At 37.5% G+C, this 22,387-nt stretch carries 21 protein-coding genes and 1 tRNA gene; 13 read left to right on the top strand and 9 right to left on the bottom strand.

The window, feature by feature from the left end; translation table 11 throughout:
* Positions 1-66 precede the first annotated feature (66 nt).
* Positions 67-1,281, top strand: coding sequence for an ROK family protein (locus C9I86_RS08915; RefSeq protein ID WP_080156637.1), 1,215 nt, complete (start codon positions 67-69; stop codon positions 1,279-1,281).
* Here C9I86_RS08915 and C9I86_RS08910 read toward each other — a convergent pair.
* The 7 genes from C9I86_RS08910 to bioA all read right to left on the bottom strand — a co-directional run bounded on the left by C9I86_RS08910 (position 1,278) and on the right by bioA (position 9,535).
* Entirely contained in the window at positions 1,278-2,180 is a 903-nt protein-coding gene (locus C9I86_RS08910; RefSeq protein WP_107276171.1) for a LysR family transcriptional regulator, read from the bottom strand. The genes C9I86_RS08915 and C9I86_RS08910 overlap by 4 nt on opposite strands.
* Before the next feature lie 144 nt (positions 2,181-2,324).
* Entirely contained in the window at positions 2,325-3,068 is a 744-nt protein-coding gene (locus C9I86_RS08905) for a lactate utilization protein C (RefSeq protein WP_107276170.1), read from the bottom strand.
* 11 nt (positions 3,069-3,079) lie between these two features.
* A complete protein-coding gene (locus tag C9I86_RS08900; RefSeq protein WP_080156634.1) occupies positions 3,080-4,495 on the bottom strand; it encodes a LutB/LldF family L-lactate oxidation iron-sulfur protein in 1,416 nt (471 codons plus the stop codon).
* A 12-nt stretch (positions 4,496-4,507) separates the two neighbouring features.
* On the bottom strand, positions 4,508-5,227 hold the full coding sequence (locus C9I86_RS08895; protein WP_080156633.1) for a (Fe-S)-binding protein: 720 nt from the start codon (positions 5,225-5,227) through the stop codon (positions 4,508-4,510).
* Positions 5,228-5,326: 99 nt separating this feature from the next.
* Positions 5,327-6,910 (bottom strand): L-lactate permease, encoded by a 1,584-nt coding sequence (locus C9I86_RS08890; RefSeq protein WP_080156632.1) that lies wholly within the window; start codon positions 6,908-6,910, stop codon positions 5,327-5,329.
* A 613-nt stretch (positions 6,911-7,523) separates the two neighbouring features.
* Positions 7,524-8,087 carry an LON peptidase substrate-binding domain-containing protein gene (locus C9I86_RS08885; protein ID WP_107276169.1) on the bottom strand — a complete coding sequence of 188 codons (564 nt, stop codon included), beginning with the start codon at positions 8,085-8,087 and terminating at the stop codon, positions 7,524-7,526.
* A gap of 167 nt (positions 8,088-8,254) precedes the next feature.
* On the bottom strand, positions 8,255-9,535 hold the full coding sequence (bioA, locus tag C9I86_RS08880; RefSeq protein WP_241956870.1) for an adenosylmethionine--8-amino-7-oxononanoate transaminase: 1,281 nt from the start codon (positions 9,533-9,535) through the stop codon (positions 8,255-8,257).
* A gap of 199 nt (positions 9,536-9,734) precedes the next feature.
* Here bioA and bioB point away from each other — a divergent pair, with 199 nt between their 5' ends.
* Genes bioB through bioD form a run of 4 tightly spaced genes read left to right on the top strand, consistent with a single transcriptional unit; the run spans position 9,735 to position 13,397 of the window.
* A complete protein-coding gene (bioB, locus tag C9I86_RS08875; RefSeq protein ID WP_080156630.1) occupies positions 9,735-10,787 on the top strand; it encodes a biotin synthase BioB in 1,053 nt (350 codons plus the stop codon).
* Positions 10,774-11,913, top strand: a complete 1,140-nt coding sequence (bioF, locus tag C9I86_RS08870) for an 8-amino-7-oxononanoate synthase (protein WP_080157171.1) — start codon at positions 10,774-10,776, stop codon at positions 11,911-11,913. Before bioB ends, bioF begins: the two co-directional genes overlap by 14 nt.
* Entirely contained in the window at positions 11,903-12,727 is an 825-nt protein-coding gene (bioC, locus tag C9I86_RS08865) for a malonyl-ACP O-methyltransferase BioC (RefSeq protein WP_107276168.1), read from the top strand. The genes bioF and bioC overlap by 11 nt, the downstream gene beginning before the upstream one ends.
* On the top strand, positions 12,720-13,397 hold the full coding sequence (gene bioD, locus C9I86_RS08860; RefSeq protein ID WP_080156628.1) for a dethiobiotin synthase: 678 nt from the start codon (positions 12,720-12,722) through the stop codon (positions 13,395-13,397). The genes bioC and bioD overlap by 8 nt, the downstream gene beginning before the upstream one ends.
* 66 nt (positions 13,398-13,463) lie before the next feature.
* Here the strand turns inward: bioD and C9I86_RS20155 are convergent, their stop codons facing one another.
* Positions 13,464-13,628, bottom strand: coding sequence for a hypothetical protein (locus C9I86_RS20155; protein ID WP_162841594.1), 165 nt, complete (start codon positions 13,626-13,628; stop codon positions 13,464-13,466).
* Positions 13,629-14,011: 383 nt separating this feature from the next.
* Here C9I86_RS20155 and htpX point away from each other — a divergent pair, with 383 nt between their 5' ends.
* The 6 genes from htpX to C9I86_RS08830 all read left to right on the top strand — a co-directional run bounded on the left by htpX (position 14,012) and on the right by C9I86_RS08830 (position 20,407).
* On the top strand, positions 14,012-14,896 hold the full coding sequence (htpX, locus tag C9I86_RS08855) for a protease HtpX (protein WP_080156627.1): 885 nt from the start codon (positions 14,012-14,014) through the stop codon (positions 14,894-14,896).
* A gap of 1,499 nt (positions 14,897-16,395) precedes the next feature.
* Complete coding sequence (locus C9I86_RS08850; RefSeq protein WP_107276167.1) at positions 16,396-17,544, top strand: polysaccharide export protein; 1,149 nt, start codon at positions 16,396-16,398, stop codon at positions 17,542-17,544.
* Between the two features lie 536 nt (positions 17,545-18,080).
* Positions 18,081-18,920: a tetratricopeptide repeat protein gene (locus C9I86_RS08845; protein WP_369925282.1), complete on the top strand. Its 840-nt coding sequence runs from the start codon at positions 18,081-18,083 to the stop codon at positions 18,918-18,920.
* 109 nt (positions 18,921-19,029) lie between these two features.
* Positions 19,030-19,419, top strand: a complete 390-nt coding sequence (locus tag C9I86_RS08840; protein ID WP_107276166.1) for a hypothetical protein — start codon at positions 19,030-19,032, stop codon at positions 19,417-19,419.
* Positions 19,420-19,441: 22 nt separating this feature from the next.
* Entirely contained in the window at positions 19,442-20,236 is a 795-nt protein-coding gene (locus tag C9I86_RS08835) for a phosphorylase (RefSeq protein WP_107276165.1), read from the top strand.
* 80 nt (positions 20,237-20,316) lie between these two features.
* Positions 20,317-20,407 (top strand) — tRNA-Ser (locus tag C9I86_RS08830).
* A 373-nt stretch (positions 20,408-20,780) separates the two neighbouring features.
* Here the strand turns inward: C9I86_RS08830 and C9I86_RS08825 are convergent.
* Positions 20,781-21,152 carry a hypothetical protein gene (locus C9I86_RS08825; RefSeq protein WP_080156622.1) on the bottom strand — a complete coding sequence of 124 codons (372 nt, stop codon included), beginning with the start codon at positions 21,150-21,152 and terminating at the stop codon, positions 20,781-20,783.
* 288 nt (positions 21,153-21,440) lie between these two features.
* Here C9I86_RS08825 and C9I86_RS08820 point away from each other — a divergent pair, with 288 nt between their 5' ends.
* Together C9I86_RS08820 and C9I86_RS08815 are read left to right on the top strand one after the other, a co-directional pair.
* Positions 21,441-21,722, top strand: a complete 282-nt coding sequence (locus tag C9I86_RS08820; protein WP_107276164.1) for a hypothetical protein — start codon at positions 21,441-21,443, stop codon at positions 21,720-21,722.
* Positions 21,723-21,846: 124 nt separating this feature from the next.
* A complete protein-coding gene (locus C9I86_RS08815) occupies positions 21,847-22,350 on the top strand; it encodes a carbohydrate-binding protein (RefSeq protein WP_080156620.1) in 504 nt (167 codons plus the stop codon).
* Positions 22,351-22,387 lie beyond the last annotated feature (37 nt).

Here is a 22,387-nt window from a genome sequence, read left to right as displayed (position 1 = left end):
TTCGCAAAGTAAAAAAATTGAAAATCGAATGATATTTATCGCTGTTTTTCCTCAAGGAGTATCGACATGTATGTCGCTCAGCCAGGTCATATTGATCATATAAAAAGAAATAATGCCGGGAGCGTATATAAACTTATTGATCTGTATGGACCTATTTCGCGGATTGAATTATCTAAACGTAGCCAATTAGCGCCAGCTAGTATTACTAAGATCACGCGTGAATTAATTGAGGCACATTTAATAAAAGAAACACAATATCAAGAATCTACTAGTCGTGGACGACCTGCGATTGGACTTGTTCCTGCTAATGAAGGTTGGCAATTTTTGTCGATTCGATTAGGACGTGGTTATTTAACGATCGCTTTACACTCATTGAGTGGTGATATTTTAGTGGAAGAGCGACAAAATATTAATCAAGTTGAGCAAGATGATGTTGTCACTAAATTATTAACAGAAATTAATACATTTTTTGCCAATCATGTTAGTGCCCTTGACCGTATTTCAGCGATTGCAATCTCACTACCTGGGCTAGTAAATGCGGTTGAAGGTATTGTTTTACAAATGCCGCATTACACCATCAAGGACCTACCGTTAAGCGATATTATTCATCAGGCAACAGGGTTACCTGTATTTGTTGGCAATGATACTCGTTCATGGGCATTAGCTGAAAAGTTGTTTGGTAATTCACGTGGTATTTCGAACTCGATTCTAGTCTCTGTGCACAATGGTGTAGGAGCAGGCATTATTTTAGATGATACGGTGCTGCAAGGCCGTAGTGGTAATATTGGTGAGTTGGGTCATATTCAGGTAAAACCTTATGGTAAGCGCTGTTTTTGCGGTAATCATGGTTGTTTAGAAACGGTAGCAAGCTTAACTGCTGTTTTAGATCAAACCTTAACCCGTTTACAAGAAGGGCACCCATCGGTATTAACGGCATCAACTCTGACTATTGAGGCGCTTTGTGATGCAGCGGTCGCGGGCGATTCTCTTGCTCGTCAAATTATTATCGATCTGGGGCATCACCTCGGCCAAGCAATAGCGATTATGGTGAACTTATTTAATCCTCAGCGTATTTTAATTGGTGGTGAATTAAATCGCGCTAAAGCCGTGTTATACCCCGCAATTATGGAGTGTGTTATTTCTCAAACACTGCCTATTTATAATCGCGATCTTGAACTTCAAGAAAGCCGTTTCTATACCCAAGCTACGATGCCAGGGGCGGCATTAGTGAAACAAGCTCTTTATGATGGGCATTTATTGATGAAATTAATTGATGGCTAAAATTGTTCTTTAATTTCCATATAGCTTTCGCGAATATGTTCAATCAGTGCCTGAATACGTTTTGCAGGCTTTCGTGTGTAGGGATAGACGGCATAAATACCAACGACTTTTCCTGCATGTGAGGCTAATACTTCAACTAATTGGCCTTGTTGTAATTCGTTATAAACTAAACAAGTAGGTAAATAAGCAATTCCGTTGCCAGCGAGTGCGACTTTTTTCAATGATGCGGCATTATCTGATGAAAAGTTACCACTCACTTTATGGGTATAGATTTTATTTTGACGAATAAATTGCCAGTCAAAAGGACCTGAGCTTTGAGGGTTATAACCTAAACAATTATGGCTATTTAATGCCTTAGGTGTTTCAGGTATACCATGTTGCTCCAAATAAGCGGGTGAAGCACAGATAACCCAACGTGAATTAAAAATATGACGAGCAATAAGGCTTGAATCTTCCAGATAACCGGTACGGATCACCAGATCATAATTATCCGCAACCAGATCAACAAAATGATTGTTAAGTGACATATCAACCATTAAGCCTGGGTGTTTTTGACAAAAGGTAGAGACAGCATTAGCCAGTACTAATTCACCTGAAATGGTGGGGACTGACATGCGAATTTTGCCTGATAGCGCTTCACTATAACCTGTTACTGAGTCAAATGCGGTTTGTGCAATATTGCTGATGCTCTTGGCGCGATGATAAAGCACTTCGCCAGGCTCGGTCAGTGTTAACTTACGGGTTGTACGATAAATAAGTTGTAGCCCCAAGTTGGTTTCAAGCTTACTGATACGTTTACTCACGACAGATTTGGTGATGTTATTTAGTTCAGCAACTTTACTGAATGAACCATACTCAATCACTTGAGTAAAAAGAACGAGATCATCAATAGCAGGCATGTCAATATTCCAATAGTCTGTTTAGAGCTGAATTATACGCAAAAAAAAACGCAGTCCGATAACTGCGTTTTTTCGTATTCCCGTTTAAGTGCTTAACCACTAGCATCCTGCTAGTTTGTTTATCACTATTGGTGATAGGTAAAATTACATATCATCAATAATGATGTAGGTGGCAAAGACGGGCCCATGCACACCAACAACCTTGATCAGTTCGATATCTGCTGTCGAACTAGGACCTGAAATAAAATTCACACATGATGGAATACGTTCACCATTTTGTGCTTTTTGATGTAATAGTTCTGTCGCTTGTGTTAAACGAGGAACGATATTGCTTTTAGGTACAATGAAAACAGAGGCTTCAGGGAGCAAACTAACGGCTCGACCTTGTGCTGCTTGGCTATAAAGTACCATCGTGCCTGATTCAGCTAATGCCTGTTCTGCGAATACTACGCCGACTTTAGCGCGCTCTGCAACAGCAATGTTTGCATCGTAACCTGCACTATGATCCCAGATGTAGACACCATGTTGCTTTTCAGCTAAATCTTTCGGATTTACTATATCTAACAGACGATTATCCGCAGTAAAGATAGTTTCTCCGATAGGATTAAGGCCTTCACCATCATCAGTGCAATAGTGAAAACATACATTACGTAATGTTTCTGTTAGCTTATCTTTTGTTGTAACCAATGCCTGAGAGGCTAATGTTGTTTCAGTGTAATCAACTAAAATAGCTTTTAATTCATCTGGGCTCTTGTCTGCAAATACATCTTTGTGACAGTTATATTTAAGGTTTGGGCGTGCTACGGGTGCAGTAATACGCTCACGGCCAAGTTGTTTTGCGATATTATCAAGGAAACTATCGCGGTTAAAAATACGTTGCTCTGACATGCGGAAGCCCCTTATTTGTCATCTCTGTTTTTGAACCAGCTACGGAATGATTGACCTGTTGGTGCGGGTAAATCACGCGTTTGTGTCCATGCATTAAGCAAACCCACTTTAAAGGGAAGCTTGCCATCTTTAATCAGTTTTCCAGCCATAATTGCGCCGATTTTAACTGTTTTATCCCAGATGAAAGGGTGTGAATTAACAAAGTTAAAACCAGTGATTGCTGCACGTTCTGATGACGCGGTGATTTTTTCTTCACCCATGATCTGGCGGTGTTTTAGTAACAAATCAGACAGTGGAATTTTTACTGGGCACACATCATGACAAGCACGACATAAACTACAGGCATTAGGTAGGTCTTTAAAATCTTCATAGCCACCAAGTAGTGGTGATAATACTGCACCAATTGGACCTGAATAGATTGAACCGTAAGATTGACCACCAATATGACGGTAAGCAGGGCAAGTGTTAACACACGCAGCACAACGGATACAGCGTAGAATTGGGCGGAATTCTGAGCCTAGAATTTTTGAACGACCATTATCGACAATAACAAGGTGGAATTCTTCTGGACCATCACAGTTATCACCTTCACGTGGACCCGTTAACGCGGTTACGTAACCTGTTAATGGTAGACCAACTGCACTGCGACATAATAGGCTAGCAACAATATCAAACTCTTCAAAGGTTGGAACAATACGCTCCATACCCATGACAGCGATATGTGTTTTTGGCAAGCTGGTGGCTAGACGTGCGTTACCTTCGTTTGTTACTAAAGTAACGGTACCTGATTCTGCAATCGCAAAGTTGCACCCAGTAATACCGATTTCGGCTTCAAGAAAATCATGACGAATATGCTCACGGACAAAGCGGGTCATGGCTTCAGGATCTGAGGTGCCGTCATAACCGAGCTTTTCTTTGAACACTTCGCGAATTTGGGTGCGGTTTTTATGTAATGCAGGTACAACAATGTGAGATGGAGCATCACAATCATCGACTTGTAGTATATATTCACCTAAATCGGTTTCGATGATTTCGCAATTATTGCGCTGAATCATCTGGTTCATGCCGATTTCTTCAGTCACCATTGATTTAGATTTTACGATTTTTTTGGCGTTCTTTTTCTTTACAATCGTTTCGATGTAGTTAGTTGCATCTTCAGCGGTTGCAGCAAAGAAAACATGACCACCATTTTTTTCTACATTTTCACTCAGCTGTTGCAAGTAGTAATCAAGATTTTCAAGTACATGGTTACGAATATCCATGCCCATTTCACGCCATTCTTCCCAGTTACCGAGTTTTTCAGCAGCAACTGCACGGCTTTTAAACATACGTTCTTGTGCGTTGGCAACGGCGGCACGCATAGATTCGTCTTTCATTTTTAGATGAATACGATCTTTAAATTTAACGTTGCTAGTTTTCATTGACATAATAATGACCTCTTAACGACTCATCAGCACATCAACAATGTGCATTACTTTAATAGGTTGACCTTCACGGCTAATACGACCACCAATATTTAATAAACAACTAATATCGGCACCAATTAAGAAGTCAGGTTTAACTGCGCTAATATGCTGTACTTTTTCAGTCACCATTTCGCCTGAAATTTCAGACATCTTGACGGAGAAAGTACCACCGAAACCACAACAAGTTTCTTGGTTATCGATAGGTAACAGCTCAAGGCCTTCAACATTATTAAGTAAAATAAGTGGCTCTTCGCGTACGCCTAATTTACGAATAAGACTACAAGATGGATGGTAAACGCCTTTACCTTTAAGACGTGCACCGACGTTTTCTACACCTAATTGACGAACGACAAATTGAGTTAATTCAAATAAGCGGTCAGCCACTTTTTGTGCGCGGGCAGCCCATTCAGGCTCATCTTCTAAATAATGTGGGTATTTCTTCACAGAAGCGGCACACGAACCAGCAGGCGTCACAATCGGATAATCATTGATTTCAAAAGCTTCGATCATGCTTTTCATTGCAGGCTTGCTTTTTTCGATATAACCACTGTTTAATGCGGGTTGACCACAACACCCTTGGCGTTCAGGAAAAATCACTTCACACTCTAACTGCTCAAGCAGTTGTACCGTCTTTTTAGCAACTTCTGCTTTTACAGTATCGCCAAGACAAGTGACAAAAAAGTTTACCTTCATTTTATTGCTCCAATGGCGTAAAGGCGCCTGAAATGTTGATGTTAAACTAGCGGTTGGCATCTACTTACACAGTATGCCAACCTATTTTTTATTTAGTGGTTAAAGAAACGTACTCACTATCGCAACAATTACGCCATATAAGATCATTGGCATAACAGTTCGTTTAATGATGTAACCTTCTTTATTTGCAATACCAAGTATGGCTGACACTGCAATAATATTATTGATACACACCATATTACCCATTGCGCCACCGACCGATTGTAATGCCAGAATGATTGTTTCTGGCAGGCCGACTGTGTGAGCAATACTTTGTTGAATTGCACCAAAAGTTAGGTTGGAAACGGTTGCAGAGCCTGAGAAAAATGCGCCTAATGCCCCTAAATAAGCGGCACAATATTGCCAATTTTTACCCAGTAAATGTGCAAATGCGTTACCTGTTGTCATAATGGGTGAGTGCTCACCGCCAATCATCATGAATTTCACCATAATCAATGCACCAACTAGGGCGATAAACGGTGTTTTGATTCGTGATGCTGTGTCGCTAAATACTGTTGTTACTTGGTGTCTATTCATCTTTAAAAAAGGAATCGACACGAAAACAACCAAGAAAAAAGGAATTAACGCTGGCACATATAGCGTTTTGTATGCCCATGCGGTGTCAGTACCTAAAATTTGACTAATGTGAATAATTAACGCTTGGCTTATGTGTAAGTCGGCAAAACCTAAGTGGAAATTCCACATTGGGGTTGCGTCATTCAGCATGCCTTTTAACCCTAATTGTTTAATGCGGGTTACAATTAAAATAACGATCAGTAACAGGGTAGGAGCCATGGCTTTAAACACGCGCCCAAATGGCAAAGTAACCGTTGTTTTTTCTGTATCTATTGGTACTTTCTTTTCTAAGCCGATGTTATAGCGTGCAAATAGTATTGATAATGTTAAGCCAATAGCACCACCAATAAGTGCTGGAAACTCATAGTTCCATTGTGCAAGCCATACATACGGCAATGTACATGACCAAATACTTAGCTGAATAAAAATAATATTGCGACGAATTTGTTGCCAACTAACAATAAAGGTTAAGGCAATAACTGGAATAACTATCGCCGCGGCTGTATGCATAATGGCAGATAAGCTACCTACGTGTAGCAGTTCTGCATCAGACAGCCCTAAGTTACCTAACCCGAACCATGTTGGTGTTCCTACTGCGCCAAAAGAAACGGGAACGGAGTTCATGACTAACGCTAACATGGCGACCCGTAAAGGGTTAAAGCCGAGTCCAACAAGAATTGGAGCCGCAATGGCAGCGGGGGTGCCAAATCCTGAAGCACCTTCAATCATAAAAGCAAATGCCCAACCAATGATCATTAACTGACCGACTTGGTTTTTACTAATGCCTTCTAACCATTGTTTAATGACATCTTCACAGCCTGAAATTGAGAGGGTCCGATTTAATAAAATCGCACCAGCAATAATAGAGATAGGTGTAAGTGCTGATAAAGAGCCTGAAATAATGTTTGCGGCTAATAATCGGCCGCTAGTGCCAAAATAAATTAATTGTAAGATACCAATAAGTAATGCTGTTAAAGGTAGTGCAACATGTGAAGGTAGCGCATTTTTTTTTGTCATCATCCAAATTAATAATAAAATTGGAATGACAGATATTGCTAGATTAAGCATGTTTTTTTCCCTGGCTGAGTCGTCTTATTCCGTATTCAAATAGACGAATTTTATTTCTAATTATTATTACTATGTGAATAGTATTTTTTGTACTGATTACCTCAGTGGGGAGATTATTGTAGGCATGAAAAAGAAACTTTCTATCTATTTTTTTTCTGTATTTATCATACTTATTAATTAAATGTGATGTGAATATAAATTCGGTTAGCAATAAAATTAAAAATACTTATAAAAAATCAATCTGTTATGGAGAGTATATAAATAAGCCGATAGTGTGATTAGAACAATATTGGAAACAATATGTTTGCATACATAAGCTAATGTTTTAAGTGATTATTTTAATTAATAAAACTATTCCTTGTCATTAAGGATAATGATTATCAGTACAGTGATTATTTAACCATAAATAATTGAACATCTACGACTAATAATGCATTTAATGTGCTTGATTGAAATATAATAAATACTATTTGGTTATTTTTAAATATATTAATTGAATTAAATAATAATATATTAATACTATTTTGATTGATTGTGACATTTACTATTAAACATAATAAATATTCACTCATAACTGAGTGTGTAGTTATGGGGTGATTATTAAGAATAGGGTCTATTCTAAGTTTGAATTAGTATTAATCACTGTATGTAAGAAAGATAATGCAGCACTACAATCGTTACGGCTCATGAACCATTGTTTCTGATTAACTTCTAATGGCAAAATCTCAAGCCATCGTTGACACACCCAAGTAATATCATCAAATTTTGGATCAGGGTAATAACTGGCATGATCTGGGTGCTGCTGGAACAGTTGTTTTAAGTTATCTGAAATGTTTTGATCAATGAAGGTGATGTTTTTACTATGCCAGTTAGGCACGGGTGAAGTATCACCGATATGAAGACGATCGTTATCTTGCCAATGATTATTAATCAAAAACATTTCGGCACCTTGAATTGTGATACTCATAAAGCCATTGGGTAGTGGATCAAAATCAGTAATAATGACTCGAGTGCCAAAATGACAAAGATTATCATCAATTTTCATACAGAGGCCAAAACCATGATGGTTAGCTGTGGCGAGCTTTACTAAGCGAATATAACGTTGTTCGTAAATCTGTAATTTGCAAATACCGTTAGGTAGTAAGTAAATATCAACGGGGAAAAGTGGTAGTTGCATAATAATAACCTTAAGACATACATAGTGATTAATGAGGAAATCGTCGCTCGATATATGGTTATTATTATGTTGGTCGGGCACCTTTAATCAGTATAAGCAGACTAAAATAGAACAATGTCTGCTTTATGATACTAAGGTAAAATAAAAGGTTATTTAGCTACATAGCATTATGTATTTAATACTTTGTATATTGCCTGAGTTAAACATGAGAGTTGTGTTGATGTAATAATATAAGGCGGCATAATATAGACAAGTTTTCCAAAAGGACGTATCCATACGCCAGCATTAACAAAAGCCTGTTGTATTTCAACCATATTGACGGGTTGATGTAATTCAATCACACCAATGGCACCTAACCAACGTACTTGTTTTACTTTATCAAGTGCTGCTATTGGGGGTAATTCAGCTGCTAGTTGTTCTTCAATTGATGCAACTTGTTGTTGCCATTGGTTTTGTTCTAGTATTTCAAGGCTAGCATTAGCAACGGCACAGGCGAGAGGGTTGCCCATAAATGTTGGACCATGCATAAAACACCCCGCATCACCACTGCATATTGTATCTGCAATTTTTTTATGAGTGATGGTCGCTGATAATGTCATATATCCGCCAGTGAGTGCTTTACCTACACACATAATATCAGGGCTAATATTGGCATGGTCACAGGCAAACAGTTTTCCCGTACGACCAAAACCGACGGCAATTTCATCTGCAATTAATAATACGCCATAATTATCACATAATTCACGTACTCGACATAAATAGGTTGGATGATATAAACGCATTCCTCCTGCACCTTGAACTATTGGCTCTAAAATAACGGCAGCAATCTGTTGGTGATGTTGAGTTAATTTTTCAGAGAAATCATTAATATCATCTTCATCCCATTCATCCCTGAATCCACATTGGGGAGAATCTGCAAAAATATGTTCAGGAACAAAGTCTTTATAAAGACTGTGCATCGAGTTATCAGGGTCGGTTACTGACATAGCAGCAAAAGTATCGCCATGATAACCATGTCTAAGGGTTAAAAACTTAGCGCGAGATTGGCCTTTAGCATGCCAATATTGCAATGCCATTTTCAGTGCAACTTCTACGGCAACCGAACCAGAATCGGCCAAAAAAACAGTATCTAAGCCTTGTGGTGTCATTGATACTAATTTTTTACAGAGATCAACCGCTGGTTGGTGAGTGATACCGCCAAACATAACATGTGACATTTTATCCAGTTGATTTTTAGCCACTGCAGTCAGGTGTGGGTGACTATAGCCATGAATTGCAGACCACCATGAAGCCATACCATCAATTAATTGAGTGCCATCTTCAAGGGTAATATACACCCCATTAGCATTAGTTACAGGGTAACATGGAAGCGGATTGATAGTTGATGTGTAAGGATGCCAAATATGACGTTGATCGAATTCAATATCGATTGCGAGTTCTTTGTGCACACTAGTAAACCTAAATTATTATTCAAGGTTGACAGTCTACGTACTATTAGTAGACTAGCCAACAACTAAAGATGAGCAAATCTCTATTTGGTTAAATTTTACACGAGTGATGTCAGTATAAAAGCGGCTCTACATCGTTTTTATACTTATCAACAATAGAGTGTTTTTGAATAATAAAAATAGAAAAGAGGGATGTATTGTGGACGTTCGTAGCAATTGGACTGTTGAGGAAGTACAAGCTTTATTTCAGAAACCATTTATGGATTTAGTTTTCGAAGCACAACAGGTTCATCGTCAATTTCATCAACCGAATCAAGTGCAAGTCAGTACATTACTTTCTATTAAAACAGGTGCTTGCCCTGAAGACTGTAAATATTGTCCCCAAAGCGCACATTATCGTACTGATATAGAAAAAGAGCGTTTATTAGAAGTTGATCGTGTGTTGGATGCTGCACTGAAAGCCAAGCAATCAGGAGCAACACGTTTTTGTATGGGAGCTGCATGGAAAAACCCTAAAGATCGCGATATGCCATATTTGCTTGATATGGTGCAAGGCGTTAAAAAACTGGGACTAGAAACATGCATGACACTGGGTATGATCACGACCGATCAGGCTCAGACATTAGCGGCGGCAGGGTTGGATTATTACAACCATAATCTTGATACGTCTCCTGAGTATTATGGCAATATTATTACCACACGGACTTATCAAGACCGATTAGATACCTTGGCACATGTGCGTGATGCAGGAATGAAAATTTGTTCTGGTGGCATAATCGGAATGGGAGAAAGCACGCGAGATCGTGTCGGTTTGCTAGTGGAATTAGCCAACTTGCCCGTTCATCCTGAAAGTGTGCCTATTAATATGCTGGTTAAAGTAAAAGGGACGCCATTGGAAAATGCAGAGAATGTCGATCCATTTGATTTTATTCGTATTATTGCAGTTGCTCGAATCATCATGCCACAATCAGCGGTAAGGCTTTCTGCGGGACGAGAAGATATGAATGAGCAAATGCAGGCCTTGTGTTTTATGGCGGGTGCAAATTCTGTGTTCTATGGTTGTAAGCTGTTAACCACACCAAACCCAGGTGAAGATAAAGATATGCAACTCTTTGCTAAATTGGGGATTAACAGCCAACATCAAGTAGCAAAACCTGATGATATTCAAGCTCAAGAATTATTAGAACAAGTCGTAGAGCGGGTTGTGGCACGTCCAACAAAAGATGACATATTCTATGATGCCTCTCTTTAATCAACGCCATAAACAAGCACTTATCACACGTCAGCAACAAGGGCTTTATCGGCAATTACAGTGCCATGATGTTAATTCAAAAATATTAAATTTTGCTAGTAATGATTATCTTGGGTTAGCACAAGAGCCTAAAATTATCACTGCTTGGCAACAAGGGTTGGCGAAATATGGTGCAGGTAGTACGGCTTCACCTTTAGTGACAGGTTTTCAACCGCCACATGTGGATTTAGAACAACAATTAACTGAATGGTTGGGGTATCAACGCGCGTTATTATTTAATAGTGGTTTTAGTGCTAACCAAGCGGTGCTTTTTACGCTATTACAATCCCAGGATCAATTGTTTCAAGATAAGCTTAATCACGCTTCTTTAATTGAAGCGGGCATGTTATCACCTGCAAAGATGAAGCGTTTTGCTCATAACGATATGGCAGTGTTACAACAACAGCTCTCAACGATAAAACGGGAAGTAGAAACTGCATCATTGGTGGTGACAGAAGGTGTTTTTAGTATGGATGGCGATTGTGCGCCGCTAACATCATTACGAGAAATAACAACTCAACACCATAGTTGGTTGATGGTTGATGATGCACATGGCTGTGGTGTACTAGGAGATGAAGGACAAGGGAGTTGTCATCAAGCAGGTATAAAAGCTGATATATTGATTATTACTTTTGGTAAAGCCTTTGGTATACAAGGTGCTGCGGTATTGTGTAATCAAGACACCGCGGAATATCTAGTGCAATTTGCTCGTCATTATATCTATTCAACAGCTATGCCTCCAGCTCAAGCGACTGCATTAAGTCAAGCTTGCACCTTAATTCAGACACAATCTTGGCGTCGAGAAAAGTTACAGACATTGTCTGAGTCTTTAAATCATTATCTTGATAATAGTTGGAGTCTTATACCGACGATCACACCTATTAAACCAATGATTATTGGTGATAGTTGCCAAACAATGGCGATCGCTGCTCAATTACAACAGCGGGGTATTAAAGTGGGGGCTATTCGTCCACCAACCGTTGCACCACACAGTGCGCGTTTACGAATAACACTGACAGCCAATCATAATGAAAGTGATATTCATCAGTTGGCTCTGGCTATGAATGAGGTTATCGATGCTGGATGATAAACAAACTAATGCTGCATTTTTAATTGAACAATCAAAGAAGTTGTCGATAGCGAATGCTTTTGGACGTGCCGCCCCGCATTACGATAAATCAGCTGCATTTCAACGCCAAGTTGGGCATCAATTAATTGCATTAATGCCAAAGCAGCAGGTGCAACCCGCTAAACTATCAGTGATTGATGTTGGGTGTGGAACTGGATATTTCAGTCATGAGTTACACCACCAAGGATTTGAAGTAACGGCGGCAGATATCTCTGCTGAAATGTTATTACAGGCGCAGCAACGATGTGGCGTTCATTGCCAGTATTTATATACCGATGCTGAAAATATTGTGATGGCAAATGATAGCTATGATTACGCATTTAGTAATTTAGCATTACAATGGTGTGATGATTTAAGTGTGCCGTTACGAGAGTTACAACGAGTTGTTAAATCAGATGGTGCTATTTTCTTTACCACATTAATTGAAGGTTCATTAAATGAGCTTAAACACGCATGGTCACAGATTGATGATAAGCCACATGTTAATAGGTTTAAGACACAACAGCGCATTGAAGCTGAAATTGCACAATCGGGCTTAATGATTGAAACATTAGAATGTAACTCAGTAACAGTATATTACTCCTCCGCAATGAAATTGATGCGAGATTTAAAAGGTATTGGTGCTACCCATTTACAGCAACAGCGTCAAGCGGGGTTAATTGGGCGACAAACGTTCATTGAGTTAGAGCATGCCTACGATTATTTTCGATTAGATAACGGATTATTGCCTGCAACCTATCAGGTGTGTTTTGGAGTATTAAAAAATGCATAAAGCGTATTTTGTGACAGGAACAGATACCGATGTTGGTAAAACTGTTTGCAGTTGTGCCATTTTGAATGCTGCGGAGCAGGCAGGTATCGCGATGGTAGGGTATAAACCCATTGCTTCTGGTTGTGATAGAACACCACAAGGATTACGAAATAGTGATGCTTTATTACTGCAACAAGCATCATCGGTTAGCGTGACTTATGATGAAGTTAATCCTTACCGTTTTTATCGCCCTGTATCTCCTCATATTGCAGCAGCAGAAGAACGCAAAATCATTGAGTTTAAAATATTATCGCAAGGTTTAGTACACCTTAAAACTAAATCTGATTGTGTGCTGATTGAAGGAGCGGGAGGGTGGCGAGTACCTGTAAATAACACCGATTATTTGTCGTCGTGGGTAAAGCAAGAGCAGTTACCTGTGATTATAGTGGTAGGTATCAAACTTGGTTGCTTAAACCATGCGTTATTAACAGCAGAAGCAATTCAAGCTGATGGACTAACAATCGTAGGATGGATTGCAAATTGTACCGAACCTAAAACGGATAATTATACAGCGATGATAATGTGGTTAGAGCAACAGTTACCAGGTAAGAAAATAGCTGAAATTCCTTACTTACCTGATAATCAAGCGGTAAATCTAGGTGTATATATTGATTTGGCAACATTGAGCTAAAAATAGCGATAATAAAAACAACAAAAGGCACGTTATGTGCCTTTTGTTTTAATTGATAGAGATAAACTAATTAGGTGAATTAAGCCCAATCAGTATTTCTGGTGTTTCTGTTGTTGGCGTTGGATTCGCCGCTTGATCAAGGCCTAGTTCTTTACGTGCTTCATCCATGGACATTCCAAGATGGCAACGTAAAATATCTATAGCAACTTGATAACTTTCATTATTAACCATGAACCCTCCCTGTTTCATTTTTCTTTGTGTGTGCTGTTTCATAACAATACATCAACAATAATCGACTTATGCTATGAAAGCAATACGACCAAAGTCTAATCAACCTTTATTTTAATAATTATGTGGATCTAAAAAGATTAAGTGTAATTTAATTGTTAGTTTTTAATGGTTACTAGCTATATTTTATACTTATTTTGTCGCTATATAAGATAAATTCGAATTTAATAAGAATTAGTAACAATTTAACACTTTAATTTACAGCCATATTATTCGAATATAGTAGGTAATAGTTGCTTGAATGTACCAAGACGATGAGAAAACAGAGTCTTATAAGGTATAAATCCAAACAAATAATATCCTTTCAAATGGAGTAGATGATAGATATGAAACGTATTGCGTTGTTTCTAGCAACAAACCTTGCCGTAATGTTGGTGTTCAGTATTGTACTTAACATTGTTTATGCGGTAACAGGAATGCAACCAGGCAGCCTTTCTGGATTGTTAGTAATGGCGGCTTTGTTTGGTTTCGGTGGTTCATTAATTTCTTTAATGATGTCAAAGTCGATGGCTTTACGCTCAGTAGGTGGTGTTGTAATTGAACACCCGCGTAATGAGACTGAACATTGGCTAATCAATACTGTCGCTCGTCAAGCAGAACAAGCGGGTATTGGTATGCCTACCGTGGCTATTTATGATGCGCCAGATATTAACGCTTTTGCAACTGGAGCAAAACGTGATGATTCGTTAGTTGCTGTATCAACAGGTTTACTGCATAGCATGACACGTGATGAGGCTGAAGCTGTATTAGCCCACGAAATCAGTCACGTTGCTAATGGTGATATGGTAACGATGACCTTAATGCAAGGTGTGGTAAATACCTTTGTCATCTTTGTTTCTCGTCTTGTTGCTGGTGCTATTAGTGGTGTTAATAGTAATAGTGAAGATGGTGAGGGTGGTGGTAGTTATATGACCTACTTTATCGTATCTTCAATTATGGAAGTGTTGTTTGGTTTCCTCGCGAGTATTCTGACAATGTGGTATAGCCGTCATCGTGAGTTTTATGCTGATGCGGGTTCTGCAAAGTTAGTGGGTCGTGACAAAATGATTGCAGCACTTGAGCGTTTAAAAGTGAGCCAAGAGCCACATTTAGAAGGTTCAATGATGGCATTTGGTATTAATGGTAAGAAGTCATTATCTGAACTATTTATGACCCATCCGCCGTTAGAAAAACGTATTGATGCGTTACGTCGTGGTGAGTACGTAAAGTAATTATTCATTGATTTAACTATCGCTCAACAAAAAGCCCCCAGTTAAAACATTTTCTCGCTGAAAGTATTTTAACTGAGGGCTTTTTATGTTTATTACTTACTCATTTCTTGGCTTCCTACATACCAGAAATTAAGTTGAATAACTTCTTATAATTTGAATAAGTATTGAACAACAGCAATGATTAAAGTTGCTTTAATAAAGACAATAAGCCGTCATAAAACGCCGGCAAGAGCATATCTGTGCCTGTTTCTTGCCAAGTTATCGGTTTACTTCGTCAAGCTATTACCTACAAAAATATGTTGTATTGATTATTTGAATTCACGTTTAATACTGACAAAGACATTCAAATAAATGATGGTTGATGTGTTGGCTGAGTTAGATGTTAGCACCTAATTATGATGAGTGTTTTTGTATAATATAAAAGTTAAAGCATATCGAAAACACTCAAAAAATAATAAGTAGAATAAATAGGAAGTATAAAACTAAGTTGTTATTGGCTTATGTAACAAGGTCGTAATTTGTAAACAAAAATTTCAAATTGATAGGCAATGGTAATTTGGAATTATTTATATACATAATTACTATTCTGTTATAGCAAGCTATAAATGACTTTGTTTTTATCGTATATATTTAAATTTAAGGTGTATTTTAGAATATATGGGTCATCGACGGGTGTATAAAATATAGGCGTTGTGTTTTTATAACAGATATAACAATAACCATTATATCATTGGTAGTTATTGGTAGTTATGGTTGGATTTGATTTTGTAATGCATTAAGCCTGATTTAATCTGAAAATCAGAAAAATTGGGATGATAGGGATTAAGTGTTATTGGGGTGTGTTTTTCCTTTTTTATATTGAATGTTGCGTTAACTATATGTTTCTATTTGTTTTTTTGATTGTGATAAATGTGCTTTTTATTTTATTTTAATTTAATATTTTAATTTAATGGCTGTTTTTTAACTAATATAATATTATTAGGCTCAGATTTAAAAAGTATTTTACAACATTGCTGGTACACATTAAGAGAGTGTATTTGTTTAACTTATAATTACAGTAAATTAGTTTAATTGTTGTTATGAGGTGACATGTTTACATAGTAAATGTTTTATAATGCATGAGTTTGAATTTTAATAATACAAAGTTATTACGGATTGCTATTTTGATATTTAAATGTTGATCCATTAAGGTATGAGTGTCGGTATAAAAAAGATAGAATATGGGTTTGGTTATTTGCTCATTTTTATATGATTTATAACGAACACTAATTTACCTAGCATAAGCTTAATGGGGATATCTATTCAGTAATGTAGCTGGATCCCCAGGTTTTTTCGAAATTGAAATCATATTACAATTTGATAAGAATAAAACTTTAGGTATTAATCATCGTAATCAATAATTGATCTATAGTTATTGTAGTCATACTGCTATTGCTGAATAATTATTCACATAGAAGTGGATTACGATAGTTTATTTTAACAACATATGTGAATTTATAATGGATTTAACAAAGAAAATTCTAATAGCGGCATTAATCTCATCGACGTTAGCTGGGTGTACTGTTCCGGGTTCAAACTTATCGCTTGATGGTAAGCATGTTGTGGCTGTTGCTGATGGTGATAGCACTGATTTATCTGATCGTGTAAATGTTTATCCTCTGACGGCTAATACTGTAAACCAGTATCGCCTTCCAAAGGTAAAAGCTGAGCAAAATCCACGTTTGGAAGCTGAGTTAGCAAATTATGAATACCATATTGGTCCTGGCGATATTTTAAACGTTACTATTTGGGATCACCCTGAATTAACTATTCCTGCTGGTGCATATCGTAGTGCAAGTGAAGCGGGTAACTGGGTGCATGCTGATGGAACTATCTTCTATCCATATATTGGTAAAGTATATGTAGAAGGTAAAACAGTTTCTGAAGTGCGTAAGATCATTTCTAATCGCTTATCAGCTTATATTGAAAGTCCTCAAGTAGATGTGAACGTGGCATCTTTCCGATCTCAAAAAGCATATGTTACTGGTGAAGTTAAAACACCAGGGCAACAACCTATTAGCAATGTACCTCTTACATTACTTGATGCGATCGATAAGTCAGGTGGTTTAGCTGCTGATGCTGATTGGCGTAATGTGACATTAACACGTGATGGTAAAGACCAGAAAATTTCACTATACGCGTTAATGCAACGTGGTGATTTACTTGAAAACCGCTTATTGAAAAATGGCGATATCATCCATGTACCACGTAATGATGATCAAAAAGTCTTTGTGATGGGCGAAGTTAATCAGCCTAAGTTACTGAAGATTGACCGTGCAGGTATGAGCTTAACAGAAGCATTAAGTAATGTTGGTGGTATTAATGAGCTTGAAGCTGATGCTACTGGTATCTTCGTTATTCGTTCAACTCGTAACGCAGCTAAGACCAATGCGAAAGATAAGACTATTGCAGATATTTACCAATTAAATATTAAAGATGCAACAGCCTTGGTTATTGGTACTGAGTTTGAATTGCAGCCATACGATATTGTATATGTAACAGCAGCACCAATCGCACGTTGGAACCGTGTTATTCGTCAGATTGTTCCTACTATTGATGGCTTTAACAATCTATCAGAAGGTCTTAACTATTACACCAACCTTAAATAGGTTAGTACGAAATAGTTAATGATATATAAAAAGGGATGCTTAGATAGCATCCCTTTTTTTATGTATTGAAAGAGAGCGGATGTCATTATTGAGTCTGTATATAGTCGATAATAAAAAAAGAAACAGAAAAGTCTCTAATGATGACGTTACATCATAGGAATTAGTATAATAGAGCCTAAAAGTGCGACTAATAAGCTAATGCTCACTGGAATTAACCATAATGATTTATCCGTTTTATTCTTCATATACTCTCCTGTATATCCATATCTAAAGGTTAATTGTTAGTATTAATAAGCCTAGAACGTATTTTTCATTTGATAGTAATTAATCATCAATCCTTGATACTTTTTTGCTAAAACGAGATTTTGCTGCTAATTTTTTTTAAAATATGATGTTTTTTCGTGTTTTATTGATTTTAAATCTAAATATGACAATGTGAAAAATGAAAGATGTTATGTTTATTTATCATTTTATTGTCATGCTTGTTTATTAGTGAAAGGTTGCCACTTATGTTTAAAATGCTGCTAGGAATTGTAATGTTTTGTTTTATGCTTCCTGTGTCGATTGTTCATGCAGCTAATGGAGATGAAGCAAAACCTTATTCCGAACAGAGTATTTATGAAAAGCCAATGATTGAACGGTATGTGCTTGATGAATTGAAGTCTCTTCGAATGGATCAGCAAGATCTTGAACGACGAATTACGCGAGATATAACGGATAGAGAACTATCTGTTGCTGATAAATCAATGAATTACGCAAATGTTACTGTCACTTACTTTTTCTATATTATTGCAGGTGTTGCTTCTCTCATCGCGCTTATCGGCTGGCAATCAATGCGTGAAATAAAAGAAAATACTAAGCGTATGGCAGAAGTACAATTAAAAGATATTTCTGAAAGTTACGAGCAAAAATTTAAAGCGTTAGAGCGGGATTTAAAGCGTAAGACACGCATTATTAGTGAAAATAACCGTGAAATAGAAAAAATTAACGAAGTACATAATTTATGGCTGCGAGCGCAAAGCTCTCAAACACCGGAGCAAAAATTAGAAATATATGACGAAATATTAAAAGTTCGTCCTGGTGATTTAGAGGCATTGACTTATAAAGCTGACGCCACAATGGAAATGAGAGAGTTTCATTGGGCATTAAGTTTATGTAATCGAGTCTTGGAAGTAGATGATACAAATGCCCATGCTTTATATCAACGAGCTTGTGCCTATGCCTGTTTAGGCGTGGAAGAACAAGCCATATCAGATCTTGAACGTGCGATTAAAGATAGTACATCATTACGGGAATTGGCCGCTGATGAAGATGATTTTGAAAATTTACGAGGCAATGAACGGTTTGAGTTATTACTCGTGGGTACTGAAGATTAATAATAGATGGGTATCGGTAATTACAACTCAACATTGCATTTTTAATGCTAGTAAAAACAAGTAAATAAGCATAATTTTATAAGTAGAATGGAATTTAAGGAAAACGAATATGACTAACTTCCAGTTTTACACTTATGAACTGTCTTGTTTTAACTGTCACGTACATCAGGCTAAAACTGATCTTGGTTGGTTAACGCCAAGCATGAAGGCTGATATTGTTGATCAAATTGATGTAATGCTGAAGCAACGTAGTAGTGATTACAAACCCTATTTTACCGTACAGGTTATTTGTACAGCAGATGAAGCGAAAGATTACCTACTTTTAAATTATTATAACTATTCTGAGCCTGAAATTAATCACGGCAAGGTTAAATCAACTGTGATTGCTGATATTGATGATCAAATATCAGAGCACATGACAGCTGAAGGTGTCGTTGTTTTTAATCATGAAATAGAACTGCAAAATTGTGACGATTGTTTTCAAGAAAGCGACGCGTAATTTAAAAGTAGGAATAAGAATAATGCTTTGGAATGCTTGTGAGGAAAAAACGAAAGTAGCGCTTGGTAGTGGTGATTTATTACCTTTAACGAGCGACGATATTATTTATCAGCAACAAGGAGTTAACTATATTGTTAATTTACTTACTGATAATATGAAAATTAAACATTCTCCTGCTGTTTCGGCACAAGATCCTTTTGTTGCACCATATACCCATTGTGATTATATAACGGATATGGATAAGGATTATGTGTGTTTATTAAATCGTTTTCCAATCGTAGTTCCTCACTTATTGGTTTGTGCCAAAGATTATATACCACAAACATCGGTGCTAACTTTAGCTGATTTTACGGCGTGGGCTAAAGGTATCACTCGTAGTGATGTGCTGGGTTTCTTTAATGCAGGGCATGATGCTGGTTCTAGCCAAATGCATCGTCACATGCAGCTTGTGAGAACAACTATTCCTTTAGAATCTCAGATCGTCAATGGACTGTTGCCGTTTAAACATGTGGTGTTTGTCTATACAGATCTGAATCCAAAACAACTCTATGCTGATTATTTGGTTGCAATGGAATCTCTACAGTTAAATACCACTAAGTTAGTGAATGGACTCGCTGAATGTCTACCTTATAATATTTTACTGACTGAACGTTGGATGTTGATTATTCCACGGGTTAAGAACCAAGTAGAAACCTTGTCGGGTCATGGTGTTAACTTTAGTGGTCGTTTTTTAGTCAGCTCTGAACAGCAATTAGCATGGCTAGAAAACTATGGCTTTATGCGATTTTTAACTGATTGTGGTTTTGAAAAAAAATAACCGCATAATTGCCTGATATTTAAGCAGTTGCGCTATAAAGACTTTACAATTGATAAGGTTATTATTACTATAGCGGCCATGGAGAGATGGCTGAGCGGTTGAAAGCACTGGTCTTGAAAACCAGCATACGTTTATAGCGTATCTAGGGTTCAAATCCCTATCTCTCCGCCACACATTAAAAAGCCGCTATTTATTAGCGGCTTTTTTTCGTTTACATAAAAGCGGGTTCAAATCCTCTAATGCCACTTCAGCGGCTCCGCCACAACATTAAGAACTATGTTTATACATTGAATATCCAAACTAACCACGCGTCATTCCCTACAGTGAGGTTACGAACGAGATAGGGAATCTACTATTAGCATGTCGTAGTGTTATTGTTTGGCTTGATATTTCAGCTAATTTTTTAATGATGTCTCTAATGCTCAAACGTGCGGTGAATAGATTGTAGATGATTATCCGTGTCATTCTTTGTGATAATGATTACGATATAAAAAAAGCTGCTAGTAAGCCTAACAGCTTTATTGTTTGGCGCTATAACCGATAGTTACTCACAAGCACTACAAGCTTGTAGAGCGATTTCATGCTCTAAAGTCACTTGGCCCAATGCTGTGGTACTCGCCGCGATTTCTTGTTCAATATCTTTAAGATCATCAGCATCAATGCCGCTGGATGTTAACTCATCTTCAGTGTAACCAAATGCATTTAACAATAGGTAGTCACGTGCCTCTTCTGGGCTACAAGTTATAACCACTGTAAGATCATCACCAAATGCGGCATTACCCGTGATAATTGCTGTAATTTGTTGTTGAATGCTATCGTGCATTGTTGGTGTTAACCAACCTAAATCAGCTTCAGCAGTATTTTTACGACAATCAAAGCAAGGAAGGAGCTGAGAATAGCTCTGAAAATTGTTCATGGAAAGTATCCTGATCACGGTATTAATATTGCTTCGCAACTTATGCTAATTTACGCTTAATTACTAGCGTAAAAGTGAAATTTTTATTCCAATATGAGCAATTATATCCAATCTTAAAATATACCTTATAGCGTGTTTTTATTGTCAGATTTTATTGGCGCAAGAGAGATGATAATAGATTCAGTTGTTATAGTGTTGCTCTGTAGACTAAGATAACAGCATATAAAAAATAGCTATTAGCATCATAGAGATAATATTGTCGTAGATGGATGGCGTAAGGGGATAAGTATGAAAAAGATAATAATAGCAGCAGCTATAGCAATTACAGTAGCAGGATGTGCAGGAACACCATCAAATAGTTATACCGTTGATAATGCAGCTGGCGTGTCATCTTGGGAATTATGCAGAAATATTGGTTATCATGAGTTTTTTAATCGTACTCAAAAAGCACAGCAATTAACTCATTATGTAGTTAACCGTGGTGACGTTGATCCTCAAGCTTGCCAAGCAGCCGCTGCGGACGGAAAGAAATTTGCTGAAGAGGAATACAGTAAAACGGGTGGTTACTAATCGTTTAGATACGCTTACTTACAATATTGTTTGCTGATTATCTATTGGTATCAGTTATAATTTATAAAATACGAGTGGTGGTTATTTCACCATATTTTTATTGTAAGTAGGGATCACTATTATTATGAAAAAAAGCGCATTGCTTGTTATGTGTGTATTAAGCACATTATCACTGACTACTGTTTCATCGGTAGCACTTGCAAATGATCGTCCAACGATCTTACCGAGTGGGCAATCAGGATTGCAGACATGGAATAAAGAGTCTGTATATAACAAAGGTGATAGCGTACGTTATGTTGGACGACTGTGGGTCGCTAAATGGTGGACGCAAGGTGATCGTCCTCAGCGTAATAATGAATCTGGCCCATGGAAGTTAATTCGTCTTAATGGCAATGATAATAATTATGACGATAATGACTACAATGATAATGATTATACTAAGCCCAATAGTTTTAAAGTGACGCGTTATCGTGAAGGCTTTAAATACAGTGCGGGCGATAGAGTACGTATGCCAAATGGTAATGTGTACCGTTGCCGTGATTGGCCTGCAACACCATGGTGTGAGTTGGCAGGGTATGCTCCTGGTAAAACACAACACTGGCGTGATGCGTGGTCTCGAGTAAAGTAAGACTATTGTACTGAGTATCTGCTGTGCAAGCAGATAC

The organism is Photobacterium sp. NCIMB 13483, assembly GCF_003025475.1.
Taxonomy (GTDB): Bacteria; Pseudomonadota; Gammaproteobacteria; order Enterobacterales; family Vibrionaceae; genus Photobacterium; species Photobacterium piscicola.
Note: the sequence above shows the minus strand (reverse complement) of the source record. Positions and strands in the feature narration are given on the sequence as shown.